An 18,802-nucleotide genomic window follows, 5' to 3' on the forward strand; every position below is an offset into this window, starting at 1 on the left:
TGAGTCAGGGAGTGAGCCCGCTGGTCGTCGAGCTGGACGAGCAACTCACCCCGGAGACGGTAGTACCCGCGGAGGAGTTCGACCGCCGCTGCGGCGGGAACCACGACCCCGGACTCCGACCCGTCGGTCATCGAGTCGTAGACGCTCACGAGGAGCCGTCCGTACCACACGCCGTCTCCCCGGTCGAGCGTCTCGCGGACGACCGTCAGCCCGAGTTCGTCCACCTCGTCGATCACTCGCTCCAGATGCGCGTCGACACGCGCCAGTCGGTCGTCGCGTGTTTCGTTCGTCACGCTGGACACCTCGTTCACGTTGCGGAAGCGACACCGGGATCGGGGAGGTCCGATCTCACGGCGTCTCCTCCCGGTCGTTCGGACGATCCGTAGGAACGGCCATCGGTTCGACGTCCTCCGCCGCACACCACTGACAGAATTCGATGTCCGGGTCGAGTTCACGACCGCAACTCGGACAGTGCGTGAGTCGGCCACCCGACGAAACCGTCAGCCGGGCGAGCGCGTTCTGTACGTGTGCGAGGAGGTAGGCGTCGACGACGCTCAGACCGCCCACGACCAGGATCGGCGCGAGCGCGGCCGGGTCGACCGGGCCGCCGTTCACGAGCGCGTCCACCGCCGCGGGATCGACCAGGAACACGGTCACGCCGGACAGGACGGCGAGCCACCCTGCCGCGCGCCCCCACCGCCGGAGGTAGAGGTGACCGAGACCCGTGGCGACCGCGGCGAGCAGCGCGGCCAGCCACGGGCGTTTCCGGGATATCGACTCGCGCATAGGCTGACTAACCAGTTAGTCAGTCATAAGCCTTCCCGTTCGATCGGGGGTCTCGCCGAGTTGGGGCCGCACCGAGACGCCCGTGATCGAGGACGCCGAGTCTCGGGTGGCGGGAGTAGTTCGTATAGCCGTGGACGGTTTATTCGGTGTCGAGTCCATCGGCTACGACAGCTTCCCACCTGATCGAAGGCAAGAGACGTCTCACACTGCGTGTACCACCCCGTCGGAACTGTTAACACGTGGAGACCGGATAGCCGTGCTGTCATGGACTTCGGACTCGGGGACAGGTCGGCGGTGATCACCGGCGGAGCCGGTCGCATCGGAAGCGAGGACTGCCGCGTGCTCGCCCGCGAGGGCTGTGAGGTCGTCGCCCTCGACGTCGACGAGGGCGGCGCACAGTCCGTCGCCGACGAGATCAACGATGGCGAATACGACGGAAAGGCCCACGCCGTGGGGTGTGACCTGACCGACCGCGACGACGTCGCCGACACCGTCGCCGCCCTCGAGGAGGAGACCGGTGGGATCGACATCCTCGTAAACAACGCGGCGATGGTCGACGCCCGCTCGCAGGTCAAGGACTACCCCTACGAGACCTGGGACCGCGACGTCGCCATCAACCTCACCGGCGCGTTCAACATCACCCGCGAGGTGTTCCCGCACATGCTCGAACGCGAGTGGGGACGGGTGATCAACATGTCCTCGATGGCGGGCTGGGAGGGCGGGTTCGGACAGGCGTCCTACTCGGCGACGAAGGCCGCGCTCATCGGCCTCGGCAAGACCCTAGCGCTCGAAGGGGCACAGAGGGGCGTCACCTCGAACGTCATCACGCCGAACATCGTCGTCGAACAGTTCGCGGACATGAGCGTCGAGGAACTCGAGGAGGTCGACGAGTACTTCGCCCGCATCGCGAAGGCCACGCCGATGCGTAAACTGGGTCGGGAGGCCGACGTCGCCAACCTGATCGCCTACCTCTGTTCGGAGCAGGCCTCCTACGTCACGGGACAGGTGGTCGGCGTCACCGGGGGTATCGACCTGTTCTCGTTCTAAACGGAGAGACGACCCCCCCTCGAACGGGGACTCCGTGAACGGAACCGGGAGCGTTAGGACCCCAGGCGGCCACCGCCGAGACGTGCGGAGACTCCTCGCCGTCGCACCCTTCGCCCTCCTCGCCGTCGTCTGGGGGTTCTCCTTCCCCGCAATCAGCGTCGGCCTGCGGACCCTCCCTCCCGTCCTCTTCGCGGCGTTCCGGTACGACGTCGCCGCCGTCCTCCTGCTCGCGTACGCGGTCACTCGAACGACGGAGTGGCTACCCACCGCCCGCCGGGACGTCGTCGCCGTCCTCGCGGGCGGGGTGTTCCTCGTCGCGGGCAACGGCCTGCTGTTCGTCGGCCAGCGGACCGTTCCGTCGGGCGTCGCCGCCATCATGCAGAGCCTCGTCCCCATCGCGACGTCCCTGTGGGCGCTCCTGCTTCTCCCCGAGGAGCGGGTCACCCCGACCGGCGCGGTCGGCATTTTCCTGGGTCTGCTCGGCGTGGCGCTCATCGTCCGGCCGGACCCGGCGAACCTCCTCGGGGCGAATCTCGGACGCCTGCTGATACTCGTCCAGGTTGCGAGCGTCGCGCTCGGGGGAGTCCTGATCCAGCGGGCCGGACCGACGCTCGACCGCGCGGCGCTCTCGGGCTGGTCGATGGGACTCGGCGGGCTGCTGCTGCACGCGACCAGCGCCGCCCTCGGCGAAGCGTTCTCGCTCCCCGGCGACGCGCTGGGAGTCGCCGCCGTCGTCTACCTCGGCGTGTTCGCAACGGCGCTCGCGTTCTTCGTCTACTTCCGCCTGCTCGAGCGCCGGGGAGCGCTCGAGACGTCGCTCATCGCCTATCTGGTCCCGGTGGTCGCGACGCTCGCGGGCGTATTCCTGCTCGACGAGTCGATCACTCCCCTCACCCTCGTCGGGTTCGGCGTCGTGGCGGCGGGCTTCTTCGTCCTCAAGCGCCGGGCTATCGCGGGGCTGATCGGCGACGCGTCCCGACCCCAGCCGGGCGACTGACACCCTCTCAGAGGCCCCGACCCACCGGGCAGAAAGGGTCAAGCACCACCGGGCACTCGACCCGGACATCGAATGCACAGGGAGGAACTCCCCGAGACAGCGTTCGTCGCCCCCGATGGCGAGAACGCCGAGGCCGTCCGTGAGCTGAGCGAGGCCGTCCTCGATACGGTGCTCGGGACGCTGACGACCGCGACCGACCGCTCGCCGCTCCCCGAGGATCCGACGGTTCCGGACGCCACCGTTCCCGAGACGGGTCGCTCCGATGAAGCCCTCCTCGACGGGATCGAGCGCGCGATGGCCGAGTCGATGAACCCCGCCCATCCGGGCTACGTCGGCCACATGGACACCCAGCCGACGCTGATCTCCGCCCTCGGCGACCTCGTCGCCGCCGCGGTCAACAACAACATGCTGAGCGTCGAGATGTCGCCCGTCCTCTCGAGGCTCGAGATCGAGCTCTGCCGTGAGCTCGCGGAGGCGTTCGGTCTCGGCCCCGATCCGGGCGGGGTGATGACGAGCGGCGGGAGCCTGGCGAACCTGCAGGCGCTCGCCGTCGCGCGCAACCGGGCGTTCGACGCCGTCGACTCGGGTCTCGGTGGGGCCGAACCGGTCGTCCTCGCCTCGGCGGTCGCACACACCTCGCTTCGGAAGGCCGCGATGCTCCTCGGCATCGGTGCCGACGCCGTTCACCCCGTTCCGACGGACGCCGACTCCCGGATGGATCCCGACGCACTCGACGAGACGGTCGCGGCGGTCCGGGACGACGGTCGGGAGCCGTTCTGCGTGGTCGCGACGGCGGGGACCACGACCACGGGGAACGTCGACCCGCTCGGGAACGTCGCCGACGTCGCCGACGAGCACGATCTCTGGTTCCACGTCGACGCCGCCTACGGCGGGGCGCTCGTCTTCTCCGAGCGCCACCGGCACCTGCTGGACGGTATCGAGCGGGCCGACTCCGTGACGTTCAACCCGCAGAAGTGGTGCTACGTGGCCAAGACCTGCGCGACGCTCCTGTTCGGGGATCGGACGGTGCTCGAGGAGTCATTCCGGATCGACGCGCCCTACGTGGACCAGGAGGGAACGCCCAACCTCGGCGAACGGTCCGTACAGGGCACCAGACACGCGGACGTGTTGAAGTGCTGGCTCACGTTCGGGCACCTCGGTCGGCGGGGGATCGAACGGCTGATCGAGGAGAGCTATCGTCTCACCGAGCGTCTCGTCGCGGGTATCGAGCGGCGTGACGCCCTCGAACTCGCCAGCAGGCCGGAGACGAACGTCGTCTGCTTCCGTGCGAGCCCCGGGGACGGGTCGGACGTGGACGCGCTGAACGCCGCGCTCCGGGACCACCTCCTCCGCGCGCACGACGTGTTCCTGTCGCTCCCGACCTACCGGGGGTCGCGGTGGCTTCGGGCGGTACTCCTCAATCCCCACACCGACGAGACCGTACTCGACCGCCTCCTCGACGGGATCGACGGGTTTCTCGCGACAGTTTGACCGCCGTTCACGGGTGAGGGGCCATTCTCCGTGACCGGGCGGTTCCGTGCTCCCGACACGATGGCCGAGCGGTCCGACCCGGACGTGACCGCGTAGGTAGCCCTCCAGAGAGGCGATCGTGGCCGAACTCGTAAACCGAATATCGGGATATCGAATCGGCAGGAGGTGCGCAGGTCCGCTCGCTGGCGTGGCTTGCGGGGTCGAGACACACGCCGGACGTTGTACCACCGGATTACGTCGGGCGGGACATCCCAGAGCAGTGCTACACAGTGTTCGTGCCGTCATACCGAGAGATACAGCCCGTCGAACGGGGGGTCGTCTGCCGGCGGGGCCGTCAGAGCCGCTCGGGAGAGAGTTCCTCGACGGTCCGCTCGACCATCTCCGCCGAGGCGTTCTGCGGGACGGCGATCATCGGCTCGTCGATCACGTCGATACCGAGTACTTCGCGGAGGCGCTCGCGGGCGGTCTCGGGGGTGCCGGCGACGCCGAGCGCCTCGATCATCTCGTCGGTAACCACCCCCTTCGCGGCACTGCGGTCGCGCTCGCGGCCGTCGCCGCGCCAGCGTGCGGCGATCTCGCCGGCCTCGTCGGGGAACCGCATCGCGACGGCCCGCTCGTACCCCTCGCCGCTCCCGACGTAGTAGGCGATGTGGCCACGAACGGCGTCGCGTGCCTCGTCGGGGTCATCGGACACCGCCGCGGGGACGTACGGCGAGACGGAGATGTCCTCGGGGGCCCGTCCGGCCTCGCGGGCGTGCTCGGTGACGTACTCGAAGGACTCCTCCAGATCGGGGAACGGGACGTTGTGGGGCATCCAGCCGTCGGCGAGCCGAGCCACGACGCGGCGGTTCGCCTTCCCGAGCGCGGCGTGGTAGACCGGGACCTCGGTGTCGAGCGAGGGGAAGTCGGCGGTGTGGAACACCTCGCCGTCGTAGTCGACACGACCCTCGCCCGCGAGGAACTGTTTGGTGAGTTCGATCGTCTCGTGGGCGCGGCGGACCGGGTTCGGGTCCGCCCACTCCATGGCGTGGAGGTCCTCGATGGCCTTCCGCGTGGAGGTACCGACGCCGAGTGTGAACCGCCCTTCCGAGGTGCGGTCGAGCGTCGCCGCCGTCATCGCGAGCACCGCCGGCGTCCGCGAGTAGACGTTGACGATGGCCGTCCCGAGCCCGATTCGTTCCGTGCGGACCGCGAGTTCGGTCAGGATGACGACCGAGCTCGTCCCCCAGAGCTCCCCCATCCAGACCGAGTCGTAGCCGAGCTCCTCCGCCCGCAGGCCCATCTCGACCGGCTCGCCGTCTGTGTCCGGGAGCAGCAGTCCGGGGACCGTCATCGCCCCACCCCCGCGACGCCCGCCTCGGCGAGACTGTCGACCCGGGCCTCCGAGAGGCCCACCTCCCGAAGCAGTTCGCCGGTGTGCTCGCCGTGGCCCGGGGCACCCCCAAGTGGTCCGTCGGGGACGCCCTCGCCGCGGGCCGGGTAGCCGACGCGGGGGAGCGAGTCACCCGAATCCTCGACGATCTCCATCGCCTCGACCTGCGGATGTTCGAGCGCCTCGGCGGGCGTGTAGACGCCGTCGACGGTCGCGTCGGCGTCGCCGACCGCCTCGACCCACTCGTCGCGGGTCCGGGAGGCGAACAGCGATTCGAGTTCCTCGCGCAGCGCCGCCATCTCGGCGGGGTCGTCGGTCGTGTGATAGCCGAGCAGGTCCTCGCGGTCGACGGCCTCACAGAACCCCCGCCAGAACCTCGGTTCGAGCGCCGCGAGTGTGACGTACCGGCCGTCGTCACACTCGTAGACATCGTACCACGGGTATCCCCCCGTGAGCGCCGTCTCGCCCGGTCGAGGGTCCTCGCCCATGAACGCGCTGGGCGCGACGCTCTGTGAGAACGAGAGGACGGGATCGGTCAGCGAGCAGTCGATGTACTCGCCGTCGCTCTCCCCCGCGCCGAGTTCGCGGGAGAGGAGGGCACAGACGATACTGAACGCCGCGAACACCCCGCCGGCCATGTCCGCGATGGGGTAGCCGGGCATCTGCGGTTTCGCCGCCTCTGACTCGCGAGTCATGTCGAGTAGCCCCGCGAGCCCGATGTAGTTGAGGTCGTGGGCCGCCTTGCCCGACTTCGGCCCGGACTGGCCGTAGCCCGACAGCGAGCAGTAGACGAGACCGGGGTTGTGCTCGCGGAGGGTGTCGTAGTCGACGCCCAGGCGGTCGACGACGCCCGGTCGGAACTGCTCGACGAAGGCGTCGGCCGTCGAGACGAGTTCGTAGAGCGCCTCGCGGCCCCGCTCGTCCTTCAGGTCGAGAGCGACGCTACGCTTTCCCCGGTTCACGGCGTCGAACAGCGCGCCGTGACCCTCGTCGGTCAGCGGCGGGGTGTACCGCGCGTCGTCACCCGCGTCGACGCGCTCTACCTTCACCACGTCCGCGCCGAGGTCGGCGAGGAGCTGTGTCCCGTACGGTCCCGGCAGGAGCGTGGTCAGATCAACGACGCGTACGCCATCGAGTCGCATACCTGGAGGTCCGCGTGGGCCGACTTAACACCTGGCGGTGCCGTCGGCCGTTCCGCCAGAACCCGTCTCGAGACGGGGGGACGCGCCTCGAACGACGCTCCGGGCGGGGAAAGCGTCATGCCAGGTGCTCCCGAACCACACGACAGACCATGATGGACGTGCAACTCACGGTCGACCAGCTCCTCGGGCGCGCCGTCGATCTGTTTCCCGATCGCGAGACCGTGACGAAGACGGCCGACGGGAGCGTCCACCGCTACACGTACGCCGACCTCGGCAAGCGGGTCCGGCAGCTCGCCGGCGCGCTCGACGACCTCGGGATCGAGCGGGGCGAGCGGGTGGCGACCGTCGCGATGAACAACTATCGCCACCTCGAACTCTACTTCGGGCCGCCGTGTACGGGCCGGTCGACCCACATGTGCAACCCGCGGCTCCCCGCAGAGCACTTCCAGTACATCATCAACGACGCCGAGGACCGCGTGGTGTTCGTCGACCCGGCGCTGCTGGACGTCGTGGAGGCCAACGCCCCCGAACTCGAGACGGTCGAGCAGTACGTCGTCATGGGCGAGGCGGTCCCGGAGGACTGCTCGCTCGATCCCGTGGTCGCCTACGAGGAACTACTCGGGGAGCAGTCCACCGACTACGAGTTCCCCGAGATCGACGAGGACGAGGAGTGCGGGATGTGCTACACCTCGGGGACGACCGGCAAGCCGAAGGGTGTCTCCTACTCCCACCGCGGGGTCTACCTCCACAGTATCATGTGCGGCCACACCGACGCGAACGGGGTGGGCGAGGCCGACACCGTCCTCCCCGTGGTGCCGATGTTCCACGCCAACGGGTGGGGGCTGCCCTACGCCGCGACGCTGGTCGGGGCGAAACAGGTGCTCCCCGGCGTCCACACCGACCCGGGTGCCATCGCCGAACTCATCGACGCCGAGGGAGTGACGCTGTCGGCCGCGGTCCCGACCATCTGGCTAGAGATGGCGAACTACCTCGACGAGAATCCCGAGACCGATATCTCGAACATCGACCGGCTTACGGTAGGAGGAAGCGCCCCGCCCGAGTCGCTCATCCGGCGCTACGACGAGGAGTACGACGCCCCCATCGTCCAGGGCTGGGGGATGACCGAGATGTCGCCGCTTGGATCGCTGTCCGTCCTCCGCAAGGAGCTCGCGGATGCGGAGCCCGAGACGCAGTACGCCTACCGGGCGAAGGCCGGGATGCCGGTCTCCGGCGTTCAGACCCGCATCATCGACGACGACGGCGAGGAGGTACCGCGCGACGGCGAGGCGTACGGCGAACTCCAGGTCAGGGGACCGTGGATCGTCGACGAGTATCACAACCGCCCCGATGCGAACGCCGAATCGTTCACCGAGGACGGGTGGCTACGGACGGGTGACATCGCCACGATGGACGAACACGGCTACCTCGACATCGTGGACCGCGCGAAGGACGTCATCAAGTCCGGCGGGGAGTGGATCTCCTCGGTCGAGCTGGAGAACGAGCTGATGGCCCACGAGGCGGTCGCGGAGGCGACGGTCATCGGGGTCGAACACGAGAAGTGGCAGGAGCGGCCGATGGCCTGTGTCGTCCTCCGGGACGGCCACGAGACGACCGCCGAGGACCTCAGACAGCATCTCGGCGGTCGGTTCCCTTCCTGGTGGGTGCCCGACGAGGTGGAGTTCGTCGAGAGCATCCCGCGAACCTCGACGGGCAAGTTCGACAAGAAGGTCCTGCGCGACCAGTACGACCACATCACGCTCACCGAGGGCGAGGCCGGCGGTTGACCCCCCTCGGCGACAGGAACTTATCGTCGTGTCACCGAGTGGATGGCATGAGCCGACACATACTGGTAGCGATGGACTACTCCGAGCAGTCGGAGACAGCGCTCCGGCGGGCGCTCGAGGACTTTCCCGACGCGGAGATCACCGCACTCCACGTCATCGACTTCCGTTCGAGTGATCCCGATTCCGGCGGGTTCGGGGACGTGAACGCCTGGGACGACTGGTTCGAGTCCGCTCGCGAGCACGCGGAGGAACTCCTCTCGACGGCCGAGGGGATAGCCGACGAGTTCGACCGCGAGATAACCACCGAGACTACCGTCGGAGAGGACACGAGAAGCATCCTCGAGTACGTCGGCGAGCGCGACGTCGACCACGTCTACGTCGGGAGCCACGGTCGCCACGGCGTGGCGCGCGTGCTACTCGGGAGCGTCGCCGAGACCGTCGCCCGGCGGTCCCCGGTCCCCGTGACCATCGTCCGGTAGCTCGAGGTCAGCGGTCGGAAGTGGAGTTCGGGCGGCATCGGGGTTCGCTACTTCACGGTCCCAGTGGTCGTTACAGTGACGTGGAGGTCACAGCCCGTTCGCACGCACTGCGTTCCACGCTCCACAGGCCCCACCTGCGCCTGCCCCCGCCCCCTACCAGCCGGCGAGACTATCCCGAACCGGACCGAACAGCCGCCGATGCCGGGAGCCCTCGAACCGACTCGAATGCCACTCTCGCCGCCCGTTCGCGAGGCCTGCGAGGCGACCGACTGGCGGGAGTACGCGGTCCTCGACGTGGTGACGTTCCTCCCGGCGACGAGCCGTGGCTTCGAGGGCGATCGGCAGCGCATCGAGGTCAACCGCCATCGCGAGCGGGCACTCCCGTCGAGTGCTACGAGAACGCCGAGCGCGCCTTCGGCGTCCAGCGCCTGACTCGACCGCTGTTCGAGCGCCTATCGAACATTGACGAAACCGATAGTAGATAGATGAAATCGATGTTACGATAGTAATACAGATCTCCGACTCGTCGACAGAGAGGGGCCCCGAACCGGCCGTCGGCCGCCCACCGCGCGGTTATCCGGAGAGTTCGCGGATGCTCCCCTCCAGGTCCCGCGTCGGGACGGGACTGATGTAGTCCTCGCCGAGCCAGCGGTCCCGGACGACGCCGTCGCCGTCGAGAACGTAGACGGCGCGTCTGCTCGTGTGTACCCCCGCCATCCCCTCGCGCTCCGTGAGCAGGTCGAACGCGCCGGCCACCTCGCCGTCCACGTCCGCGAACAGGGAGAACGGGGAGTCGATCTCCCGGAGGAAGGCGTTCATGCTGTAGGGCCCGTCCCGGCCGACGCCGTAGACCGGGACGTCGAGGTCGGCCCAGCCGTAGCGCTCGTAGCGTTTCCACCAGTTCTCGGCGATGGCTCCGAAGACGAACCCGAAGAACACCAGCACGCCGCCGTCCTCCCCGAGCGACGCCGAGAGTGTTCGGGGTCTGAACGTCTCGCCGTCACAGCGGAGCGCCTCGAACTCCGGAACCGCCTCGCCGACCTCGGGTGGCATACGCCGACCACTCGCCCCGGGAGTAAAAGGGAGCCGGGGGCTCGGACGACTCGGGATTTAAGCCCCCGCAGTCCCAGGTGTCGAGTATGAGCCTGACGCTCTACCGGCTGGAGGGCTGTCCGTGGTGTGAGGCCGTCGTCGACGAACTGGAGCGACTCGACCTGGAGTTCGACTCGGTCTGGGTCGAGGGACTCCACTCCAAGCGAAACGAGGTCAAGCGCGTCTCCGGCCAGCGCGGCGTCCCGGTGCTGGTCGACGACGAGTACGGCCTGACGATGGCCGAGTCCTCGCGGATCGTGGAGTTCCTGCGCAACACCTACGGCGAGGAGGACGAGCGAGTGACCCCCGGCGAGTACCAGGTCACGATCTAGCGCGATACCGGCGAGTCATAGGGACGGTTGTAGTCCTTTACCGGTGAGCACCGGCCCCGGCTGGCTGCTCGCCGGTAAATCGTTACAACCGTCCCTATCAGAGCGAGTGGGGGTCGACGCCGGGGTCGTCCTCGGGCGGTGCGCCGAGCGCGAGGACGACCCCGCGCTCGTCGCCGACGTTCCGGTGGCCGTGGCCGATCTCGGGCTTGGCGAGCCAGAACGTCCCGGGGCCGGCGTCGACGTACTCCTCCTCGCCCGACTTCCCGAGCTTCAGCGAGAACTCCCCCTCGATCACGTAGAAGATCTCCTCCTGCTCGTTGTGCGCGTGGTACTGGATCTCCTCGCCCGGCTCGAAGTACCAGACGGTGAGGCGGACCTCCTCGGCCCCGAGCGCGTCGCCGACCCGCCTCACGTTCAGGTCCGGCGGCACCCCCTCTACCTCCGAGAGATCGGTCTCCGTGACGTCGTCCAGGTGCATCACTTCGTAGTCTACCATGTCAGCCGTCCGGTCTCGGCCCAGGGGGAAAAGCGTAGTGCAGGCAGGCTCCGAGGTGGATCAGCCGCCGTCGAGTACCTCGCGCCGGAGCCGCGGGAGCGCGTCGACGACGTCCACCCGGAAGTCGTACTCGGCCCGGTCGGAGACGGTGGTCGAGTCGAGGTTCACGACGACGAGCGTCGCCCCCTTGCCCGCCGCGGTCCGGGGGAACGAGGCGGCCGGCTCGACGGTGAGCGAGGAGCCGACGACGAGGAACGCGTCCGCGCCCTCCGCGAGCGCCTGCGAGCGGTAGAGCGCGTACTCGGGGAGCTGTTCGCCGAACAGCACGGTGTCGGGCTTGAGCGTCCCGTCGCAGGAGGGGCAGGTCGGCGGGGCCGGACCGCCCTCACGGACCGACTCGAAGTGTGGCTCGGCGTCGTAGCGTTTCCGGCAGTCGGTACAGACCACGCGTCCGCCGTTGCCGTGTATCTCTACGACCTCCTCGCTCCCCGCCCGCTGGTGAAGCCCGTCGATGTTCTGCGTGATGACGGCGTCGAGGTGCCCCTCGCGTTCGAGGTCGGCGAGCACCTCGTGGGCGGAGTTCGGCTCGACCCCGTCGCCGAAGACGGCGTCGACCATGCCGATGCGGTCGCGCCAGAACCCCTCTGGGTCGGACTCGAACCGGGAGATGTGGAAGTCCATCGGGTCGTACTGATCCCAGATGCCGCCCTCGCTCCGGAAGTCGGGGATACCCGAGGGGGTCGACACCCCCGCACCGGTCATCGCGACGACCGAGTCCGCGTCGCGGATCGCCCCCGCGGCGAAGCGGAGTTCGGTCTCGTCCATGTGAACGCACAGCACGTCGAGGCGCAAAAGCCTCGCGCCTGCAGCGAGGCCGCCGTGTGACACCGTGTCGTTCTCGGAGAAGACACTTGTATCGGACCGCCGGGGTCGACCGTGTGAGCGAGGAGCTCGACGCGGGGACACTCCGGCGAATGGCCGACCTCGTCCATCCCACGTGGACGGTCACGGCTGCCACGCCAGTGGAACGAGGGTTCTGTCGGGTCTACCGACTGGCCGTGGAAGGCAACGGGGAGTCCCAGGAGTGTTTCCTGAAGGCGGCACCGGCGGAGACCGAGGCGGGCGTCGGGGCGGACGCCCGCATCCTGGCCGTCCTCGACCGGCACACCTCCATCCCGGTTCCGGAGGTACTGGGTGTCGTCGACGACCACCCCGAGGTGCCGTCGCCGTTCTACCTCATGACCCCGATGCCCGGGGACGAACTCCCCTACGAGCGGGTCGGCTGGCTCCCCGACGAGGCCCTGGAAACCCTCGCACGGGACGTCGGTGTCCACCTGGGTGAGCTCCACCGGATCGATGCCGTCGACTCGTTCGGGTACGTCGACCGCGATCCGACGGGAACGCTCGACGGTGGTCGTCCCTCGGGGGCGGTCGCGGAGCTGACGGTCAGAGACGGGATCGACTCGTGGCCAGCGTACCTCGGGCGGTACGTCGAGCGTGAACTGGAGCGACACGCCGACTCCCGGTTCGTCGAGCTCACGCCACGGATCGAGGCGTGGTTCGACGAGCGGATCGGCCGGCTCGACGGGCCGTTCACCCCGGTCCTCGGCCGCAACGATCACGGGCTCCACAACCTCCTGGTCGACCCCGACAGCGGGAGCGTCACCGCGATGCTCGACTGGGCGTACACGCTCGCCGTCCCCCCGTCGTTCGACTTCGCGTTCGCGGTGTATCTCTTCGGCGGGGCGTTCCTGTCCGCGCTGCCCGGCGTCACCGACCGCCGAGCCCTCGTGCGGGACGCGATGCGCACCGGCTATCGCGCTACCGCTCCCGAACTCGCCGAGACGGTCGCGACCGGTCGCTCAGCCTACGAGGCGCTGGCGATGGTCCGTGTGATGAACGACTTCGACAGGCTGGCATCGAGGCTCCCCGACGGAACCGAGAACGACGTCGCCGACGGACTGCGAGCGGACGCCGAAACCGTACTCGAAAACGACGGTCGCTGAGCCCGGGGCGGATCACCGGGCCAGCCGTGCGAGGAGGAACGGCTTGCCCGAGCCGTCGTCTGCGAGTTCGTCGCGCCGGTGCCAGGTGTCGAGCACCTCGAACCCGTTCCGATCGAGATCCTCGCGGGTCGTATCCAGGCCGGCGAACTCCCACCGCATCTCCACGCCGCTCCCGAGCCAGTCGGGGTTCTCGCCGACCCACTCGTCGTCGCCCTCTGTCAGGAGGAGGAGTCCACCCGGCGAGAGGACGCGCGCGAACCCCTCCACGACCGTCGCGTGCTCGGCGAGCGGGACGTGGATGAGCGAGTGCAGCGCCGTGATGGCGTCGAACGCGTTCGGGGAGAAGGGAAGCGACGTCATGTCCCCCCGAACGAGCGCCGCGCCGGGGGCGTTCTCGGCCGCCAGTCGGAGCTGCTCGCCGGAGAAGTCCAGTCCGATCGTCTCGACGGTTCCGGCGAGCGCCGTGAGGACCGGCGTCCCCTGCCCGCACCCGGCGTCGAGGACGCGAGCCCCCTCGGGGAGCGGCTCGACGAGCCGGTCCAGTTCGACGAGTCCCGGCGAGCGCTCGGCGGCGTAGGTCTCGGCGAGTTCGTCGTAGGCCCGTCGGACCGCGTCGCGATCGGTCACGGTGGGAGGTGTCGCGACCGGAACAAGTGTCTTTCCCGGCCGCGAGGGAGCCTCACAGGGATCGGTCGAGCTTCAGCCGTCGGGCCTCGAATCCCCGACGCTCGTAGAACGACCGTGCACGGTCGTTCTCGGCGTTCACCGAGAGGCCGACCCGCTCGCAGTCCCGCTCCTCGCCCCACTCGGTGGCCCGGTCGAGCAGCGCGTCGGCCACCCCCTCGCCGCGGGCCTCGGGGACGACGTAGAGTTCGCCGATCCGCAACGTCCGGCCGCGGTCGAACACCGGCGGCGGCGAGGAGACCGAGGCGCGGACGTAGCCGAGCCACCCCTCCTGCACCGCGATCCACACCCGGCAGTCCTCGTCCCTCAACTGCTCGTGTCGGTAGCTGAGCCCGTGTTCCCGGGCGGTCCCCTCGTCGACGAGTTCGTTGTAGTCGTCGACGTCGGCCATCTCCCGGGCGAACGGCAACCAGAGCTCCTCGACTAGCCGTTCGACCTCCGACTCGTCCTCGCGAAGGGGGCGCACCCGGGCGTCCATGCCGGGAGAGCGCGTCCCCGACTCAAAGCTCCGGCGGACCCGATCGACGCCTCACGACGTCCCATCGATCCGCCACGAGCCCGTCCGGCGAAGACGGAAGGACCACCCGGCGAAGACGGGATGTTTGCCCGGCGAAGACTTATTCTCGCGCGTGCGCCGATGCGAGCCATGGAGGCCCGCGAACCGGCCCGGGGAGGCGGCAGCGGATGAGCACGTTCGTCCTCGTCCACGGGGCGTACCACGGCGCGTGGTGCTGGTACAGGGTACGGCCGGAACTGGAGTCCCGCGGCCACGAGGTCGTGACGTTCGACCTGCCGGCCCACGGCGTCGACGAGACCCCCTACGACGAGGCGACCCTGGAGGGGTACGTCGATCGGGTCTGCGAGGCGGTCGGCGAGGCCGACGACTCGCCCGTGCTGGTCGGCCACAGCATGGCGGGGATGCTGATCACGGCGGCCGCGGAGCGCGTCACCTCGGAGATCGAGACGCTGGTCTACCTCACCGCCTACCTGCCGGGCGACGGGGAGTCGATGCTCGACCAGCGCAGCGAGGCATCGCTGGTCACCCAGCACTTCGAAACCGACGAGGACCGCGGCGTGGGGTGGGTCCCCGAAGCGTGGCTCGACGAGGCGTTCTACGCCGACTGTGGCCCCGAGGATCGCGCGCTCGCCCACTCGCTCGTCCGCCCGGAGCCCATCGATCCCATCTCGACGCCCGTGACGGCCACGGCCGAGCGGTTCGGGAGCGTCCGCCGGGTCTACGTCGGCTGCACGGAGGACCGCGCGATAACCCGCGAACAGCAGGAGACGATGCTCGACGAGCACGGGGCAGACCGCGCGCTCACCCTGGAGGCCTCGCACTCGCCGTTCCTCTCGATGCCCGGGGCGACGGTCGACGCGCTGGAGGCGGCCGCCGAGCGGGAGTGAGCGAGTAGGACGACGGGATCGGGGACCGGAAGAGCCGGACGTCCCCGTCCGGAACCTCAGTACGTCGGGATGTTCTCGAGTTCGTCGGGGTTCAGATTCGCCTCGTCGAACGCGTCGCGGGCGATGACGCGCTTGTGGACCTCGTCGGCCCCGTCGACGATGCGGAACGCGCGGACGGACTTGTAGAAGTCCGACAGCGGCAGGTGCTCGGAGATGCCCGCCCCGCCGGTACACTGGATGGCGAGGTCGATGGCCTCCTGGGTGGTGTTCGCGGCGAACACCTTGCACATCGAGACGGGGATGCGCGCCTCCTCGCCCTCGGTGATCTCGCGGGCGGCGTGGCGGACCATCGTCCGGGTGGCGTGCAGCCGGGTCTCCATGTCCGCGATGGCGTAGCGCTGGGACTGCTTGTCCGAGAGCTTCGTGCCGAACGCCTCGCGGTCGTCCATGTACGTCTTGGCGATGTTCAGCGCGCGGGTGGCCATTCCGGTGTAGCGCATACAGTGGGTGAGCCGGGCGGGGCCGAGCCGCTGCTGGGCGTGGGTGAACCCCTCGTCGAGTTCACCCAGGAGGTTCTCCTCGGGGATCCGCACGTCGTCGTAGCGGATCTCGGCGTGGCTGGAGTGGACGAGCGAGGGGCCGAGGTGTGGCGTCGGCTCGACGATCTCCACGCCCTCCGTGTCCGCCGGGACGAGGAAGAGCGACGTGCCCGTGTAGGGGTGGGCGTCCATGTCCGTGCGGGCCATCACGATGAGGAAGTCCGCCTCGTCGCCCTGCGTGGTCCACCACTTGTGGCCGTCGATGACCCACTCGTCGCCGTCCTTCTCCGCCCGCGTCTTCATCATCTTCGGGTCCGATCCCGCGCCGTCGCGGGGTTCGGTCATCGAGAAGCCCGAACTGACGTCGCCGGCGACCAGCGGATCGAGGTACTCCGACTTCTGCTCCTCGGTCCCGACGAGTTCGATGGTGTGCATGTTCCCCTCGTCGGGCGCGTCGACGCGCATCGCGGTCGCGCCGAGCAGCGACCGCCCGGCCTCCTCGAACAGCGGGAGGACGTCCGCGAACTCGTGGCCCATCCCCCCGTGTGCCTCGCCGATCTGCGGGCAGTAGAGGTCGCGTTCGCGGGCCTGCTCGCGGAGGTCGTCGATGGTCGAACGGGGGACCCGCTCCGCGCCGAGATACTCCCGCTCGGTGGGGATGACCACCTCGTCCATGAACTCGCGGGCGCGCGAGGCCAGTTCCCGTGCCGTCTCGGAGTCGTGGTACTCCATGTCCTGCGTGTCTCCGTACAGCAATGTAAAATAACCGCCGGCGAAGGTCACGGGGAGCCGACAGGAACCCCCAACTATTCGTGGTGGCGCGGGGAATCCCACCTTACAATGTTAGGAGGCTCGCCATGACCGAACGGAGCGAGGAGTACTTCCGGCGGATCGTCGACGTCGACGCGCTCGAGGAGTACCTGGAGGACGAGCTCGACCCCGTCGAGGAGTACGACGTCCGTCGCCACCAGGAGGGCCACTCGAACGAGACGCTGTTCGTCACCTGGGGCGACCTCGAACTCGTCGTGAGGAGACCGCCGCCGGGCGAGACGGCCGAGACGGCACACGACGTGCTCCGCGAGTTCCGCGTGATCGACGCGCTCCAGGACACCGAGGTACGGGTTCCCCGGACCGTGCTCGCCAGCGACGACCACGACGTGATGGGCAGTGACTTCTACGTCATGGAGCGCGAGGAGGGCGACGTCCTCCGGGAGGCCGAACCCGAGCGGTTCCGGAACCCCGACGCCCGACGGGCCATCGGCGAGGAGCTCGTCGACGGGCTCACCGAGATACACCAGGTGGACTACGAGGCCGTCGGGCTGGAGGAGGGCGACTTCGGCTACCCGCCGGGGTTCACCGAACGGCAGGTCAGACGCTGGTCAGAACAGCTGGAGTGGGCCTTCGAGGTCACCGAGGCGGAGCGCGAGGTACCGGTGCTCCACGAGGTCCGCGAGTGGCTCGAATCGAACACTCCCGAGGATCCCCCCTCGACGCTGGTCCACGGCGACTACAAGCTCGACAACGTGATGTTCGGGCCCGGCGACGAGCCCGAGATCGTCGCGATCTTCGACTGGGAGATGTCGACCCTGGGCGATCCATTCACCGACCTCGGGTGGATGCTGTCGTACTGGTGGGACGCGAAGGACCCCGACCCGCCCGAGGGGAGCCGCACGCTGAACGCGACGTTCATGGCGGGCGAGGACTACCTCACCCGGCGCGAACTCGTCGACCGCTACGAGGCGGAGACGGGATTCGAGTTCGAGAACGAGCGGTTCTACCGGGCGCTCGCGGTGTACAAGCTCGCCGGGCTCGGCGAGATGTTCTTCCGCCGGCACCTGGAGGGCAACGCCGACGACCCGATGTACCCCAAGATGGAGCAGGGCGTCCCGTCGATGGCCGACCGCGCGAAGCGGATCATCGAGGGCGAGGAGCCGCTGTAGCGGACAGGGACCACCGACACCGGCCGCTGTGCGTCGCTTCTCGCCCGGGAACCAGCGTACGCCGAGCCCGTGTACGCCGAACCGGTCGATCCGGTTCCGGAAGCACAAACCCTCGACTGCGATATAGAATCGGCGGTCGGGTCCCCGAAGCTATAACGCCCGTCGCCACGCCGTCCCCGTATGCGCGCAGCCGCGTTCACGGAACTCGTCGGGCCGGACGGCGTCGAGGTAATCGAGCGGGACGACCCCTCTGCCGGGGAGGGGGAGGCCGTCGTCGACGTGCGGGCCTGCTCGATCAACCACCACGACCTCTGGATACTCGAGGGCGACTCCGCGATGGTCGGAGAGGACGTCCTCCCGTTCGTCTCCGGGCTCGACGTCGCGGGCGTGGTGAGCGAGGCGGGGTCCGGAACCGACGTCGAGGAGGGCGACCGGGTCGTCCTCTGTCCGAACGAGACCTGCGGGACCTGCCGGTACTGCCGGGAGGGACCCGAGAACCTCTGTGAGCAGTTCTCGCTCTACCACGGCGGGCTGGCCGAGCGGGCGACCGTCGAGGCCTCGCGGCTGGTCCCGCTCCCCGAGTCGGTGTCGTTCGCCGAGGCCTCGGCGCTCCCGACGGCCTACCTGACGGCGTGGCACATGATGCGGAAGGCCGACGTCGGTGCCGGCGACCTGGTGTTCGTCCCCGGCGCGACGGGGGGCGTGGGCGTCGCCTGCGTCCAGCTCGTCGACCTCGTCGGGGCGGAGTCGATCGGCACGTCGACTTCCGCCGAGAAGCTCGACCGGCTCGCGGGGCTGGGGTGCGATCACCGGATCGAGACGGCCGATCCCGAGGCGATGGTCGAGGCGGTCGGCGAGATCGGCGAGGCGGACGCGACGCTGAACCACCTCGCCGGCGAGTACGTCGAGGTGGGGCTGAAGGCCATGCGACGCGGCGGGACGCAGGTCGTCTGCGGGCGGACGGCGGGGAGAGAGTCGGAGTTCGGTGTCGCACCGTTCTTCCTCGGCCACCAGGAGATCCTCGGGAGCACGATGGGTACCCAGCCGGAACTCGAGACGCTGGTGTCGCTGGTCGCCGACGGGGACCTCGACCCGGTGGTCGGCGGGACCTACCCGCTCGACGCGACCGACGAGGCGTTCCGGACGATGGCGGACCGATCGGTGTTCGGGAAGCTGGTGGTCGAACCGTGACGAGAGGACGGGCTTAAATC

Annotated in this window: 20 protein-coding genes; 11 read left to right on the forward strand and 9 right to left on the reverse strand. The window is 69.0% G+C overall.

Going from position 1 to position 18,802, the window contains the following annotated elements:
• Positions 1–348: 348 nt before the first annotated feature.
• Positions 349–786 (reverse strand): zinc ribbon domain-containing protein, encoded by a 438-nt coding sequence (locus tag WDJ58_RS17705; RefSeq protein WP_338914629.1) that lies wholly within the window; start codon positions 784–786, stop codon positions 349–351.
• 264 nt (positions 787–1,050) lie between these two features.
• Between WDJ58_RS17705 and WDJ58_RS17710 the strand changes: the two genes are divergently transcribed.
• The 3 genes from WDJ58_RS17710 (at position 1,051) to WDJ58_RS17720 (ending at position 4,321) form a co-directional block, all read left to right on the forward strand.
• Positions 1,051–1,833, forward strand: a complete 783-nt coding sequence (locus WDJ58_RS17710) for an SDR family NAD(P)-dependent oxidoreductase (protein ID WP_338914630.1) — start codon at positions 1,051–1,053, stop codon at positions 1,831–1,833.
• A gap of 82 nt (positions 1,834–1,915) precedes the next feature.
• Positions 1,916–2,830, forward strand: a complete 915-nt coding sequence (locus WDJ58_RS17715; protein ID WP_338914631.1) for a DMT family transporter — start codon at positions 1,916–1,918, stop codon at positions 2,828–2,830.
• A gap of 72 nt (positions 2,831–2,902) precedes the next feature.
• Positions 2,903–4,321, forward strand: a complete 1,419-nt coding sequence (locus tag WDJ58_RS17720; RefSeq protein ID WP_338914632.1) for a pyridoxal phosphate-dependent decarboxylase family protein — start codon at positions 2,903–2,905, stop codon at positions 4,319–4,321.
• A gap of 334 nt (positions 4,322–4,655) precedes the next feature.
• On the opposite strand, the gene WDJ58_RS17725 is transcribed toward WDJ58_RS17720, so the two are convergent.
• Positions 4,656–5,654 carry an LLM class flavin-dependent oxidoreductase gene (locus WDJ58_RS17725; protein WP_338914633.1) on the reverse strand — a complete coding sequence of 333 codons (999 nt, stop codon included), beginning with the start codon at positions 5,652–5,654 and terminating at the stop codon, positions 4,656–4,658.
• The gene (locus WDJ58_RS17730; RefSeq protein ID WP_338914634.1) at positions 5,651–6,835 is read right to left on the reverse strand and encodes a CaiB/BaiF CoA transferase family protein; all 1,185 of its coding nucleotides are present in this window, start codon (positions 6,833–6,835) and stop codon (positions 5,651–5,653) included. The genes WDJ58_RS17725 and WDJ58_RS17730 overlap by 4 nt, the downstream gene beginning before the upstream one ends.
• A gap of 152 nt (positions 6,836–6,987) precedes the next feature.
• Here WDJ58_RS17730 and WDJ58_RS17735 point away from each other — a divergent pair, with 152 nt between their 5' ends.
• The 3 genes from WDJ58_RS17735 (at position 6,988) to WDJ58_RS17745 (ending at position 9,530) form a co-directional block, all read left to right on the forward strand.
• Positions 6,988–8,619, forward strand: a complete 1,632-nt coding sequence (locus WDJ58_RS17735) for a long-chain fatty acid--CoA ligase (RefSeq protein ID WP_380661639.1) — start codon at positions 6,988–6,990, stop codon at positions 8,617–8,619.
• 47 nt (positions 8,620–8,666) lie between these two features.
• Positions 8,667–9,098 carry a universal stress protein gene (locus WDJ58_RS17740; protein ID WP_338914636.1) on the forward strand — a complete coding sequence of 144 codons (432 nt, stop codon included), beginning with the start codon at positions 8,667–8,669 and terminating at the stop codon, positions 9,096–9,098.
• Positions 9,099–9,323: 225 nt separating this feature from the next.
• Positions 9,324–9,530 carry a hypothetical protein gene (locus WDJ58_RS17745; protein WP_338914637.1) on the forward strand — a complete coding sequence of 69 codons (207 nt, stop codon included), beginning with the start codon at positions 9,324–9,326 and terminating at the stop codon, positions 9,528–9,530.
• 141 nt (positions 9,531–9,671) lie between these two features.
• On the opposite strand, the gene WDJ58_RS17750 is transcribed toward WDJ58_RS17745, so the two are convergent.
• A complete protein-coding gene (locus tag WDJ58_RS17750) occupies positions 9,672–10,151 on the reverse strand; it encodes a peroxiredoxin family protein (protein ID WP_338914638.1) in 480 nt (159 codons plus the stop codon).
• 86 nt (positions 10,152–10,237) lie between these two features.
• On the opposite strand from WDJ58_RS17750, the gene WDJ58_RS17755 reads away from it, so the two are divergent.
• A complete protein-coding gene (locus tag WDJ58_RS17755; protein ID WP_338914639.1) occupies positions 10,238–10,522 on the forward strand; it encodes a glutaredoxin family protein in 285 nt (94 codons plus the stop codon).
• Between the two features lie 97 nt (positions 10,523–10,619).
• On the opposite strand, the gene WDJ58_RS17760 is transcribed toward WDJ58_RS17755, so the two are convergent.
• Positions 10,620–11,018 (reverse strand): cupin domain-containing protein, encoded by a 399-nt coding sequence (locus WDJ58_RS17760; protein ID WP_338914640.1) that lies wholly within the window; start codon positions 11,016–11,018, stop codon positions 10,620–10,622.
• 60 nt (positions 11,019–11,078) lie between these two features.
• Positions 11,079–11,843 carry an SIR2 family NAD-dependent protein deacylase gene (locus WDJ58_RS17765; protein WP_338914641.1) on the reverse strand — a complete coding sequence of 255 codons (765 nt, stop codon included), beginning with the start codon at positions 11,841–11,843 and terminating at the stop codon, positions 11,079–11,081.
• 113 nt (positions 11,844–11,956) lie between these two features.
• Between WDJ58_RS17765 and WDJ58_RS17770 the strand changes: the two genes are divergently transcribed.
• Positions 11,957–13,024, forward strand: coding sequence for a phosphotransferase family protein (locus tag WDJ58_RS17770; RefSeq protein ID WP_338914642.1), 1,068 nt, complete (start codon positions 11,957–11,959; stop codon positions 13,022–13,024).
• A 12-nt stretch (positions 13,025–13,036) separates the two neighbouring features.
• On the opposite strand, the gene WDJ58_RS17775 is transcribed toward WDJ58_RS17770, so the two are convergent.
• Both WDJ58_RS17775 and WDJ58_RS17780 read right to left on the reverse strand, forming a co-directional pair.
• Complete coding sequence (locus WDJ58_RS17775; protein WP_338914643.1) at positions 13,037–13,651, reverse strand: class I SAM-dependent methyltransferase; 615 nt, start codon at positions 13,649–13,651, stop codon at positions 13,037–13,039.
• Between the two features lie 52 nt (positions 13,652–13,703).
• Positions 13,704–14,186 (reverse strand): GNAT family N-acetyltransferase, encoded by a 483-nt coding sequence (locus tag WDJ58_RS17780; RefSeq protein WP_338914644.1) that lies wholly within the window; start codon positions 14,184–14,186, stop codon positions 13,704–13,706.
• Between the two features lie 206 nt (positions 14,187–14,392).
• Here WDJ58_RS17780 and WDJ58_RS17785 point away from each other — a divergent pair, with 206 nt between their 5' ends.
• Positions 14,393–15,112 carry an alpha/beta fold hydrolase gene (locus WDJ58_RS17785; RefSeq protein ID WP_338914645.1) on the forward strand — a complete coding sequence of 240 codons (720 nt, stop codon included), beginning with the start codon at positions 14,393–14,395 and terminating at the stop codon, positions 15,110–15,112.
• 56 nt (positions 15,113–15,168) lie between these two features.
• Here WDJ58_RS17785 and WDJ58_RS17790 read toward each other — a convergent pair whose 3' ends face one another.
• Positions 15,169–16,383 carry an acyl-CoA dehydrogenase family protein gene (locus WDJ58_RS17790; protein WP_338914646.1) on the reverse strand — a complete coding sequence of 405 codons (1,215 nt, stop codon included), beginning with the start codon at positions 16,381–16,383 and terminating at the stop codon, positions 15,169–15,171.
• A 125-nt stretch (positions 16,384–16,508) separates the two neighbouring features.
• Between WDJ58_RS17790 and WDJ58_RS17795 the strand changes: the two genes are divergently transcribed.
• Both WDJ58_RS17795 and WDJ58_RS17800 read left to right on the forward strand, forming a co-directional pair.
• Entirely contained in the window at positions 16,509–17,591 is a 1,083-nt protein-coding gene (locus WDJ58_RS17795) for a phosphotransferase family protein (protein ID WP_338914647.1), read from the forward strand.
• 180 nt (positions 17,592–17,771) lie between these two features.
• Positions 17,772–18,782 carry an alcohol dehydrogenase catalytic domain-containing protein gene (locus tag WDJ58_RS17800; RefSeq protein WP_338914648.1) on the forward strand — a complete coding sequence of 337 codons (1,011 nt, stop codon included), beginning with the start codon at positions 17,772–17,774 and terminating at the stop codon, positions 18,780–18,782.
• Positions 18,783–18,802: the final 20 nt, after the last annotated feature.

The organism is Salinirubellus litoreus (assembly GCF_037335815.1).
GTDB lineage: Archaea > Halobacteriota > Halobacteria > Halobacteriales > Haloarculaceae > Salinirubellus > Salinirubellus litoreus.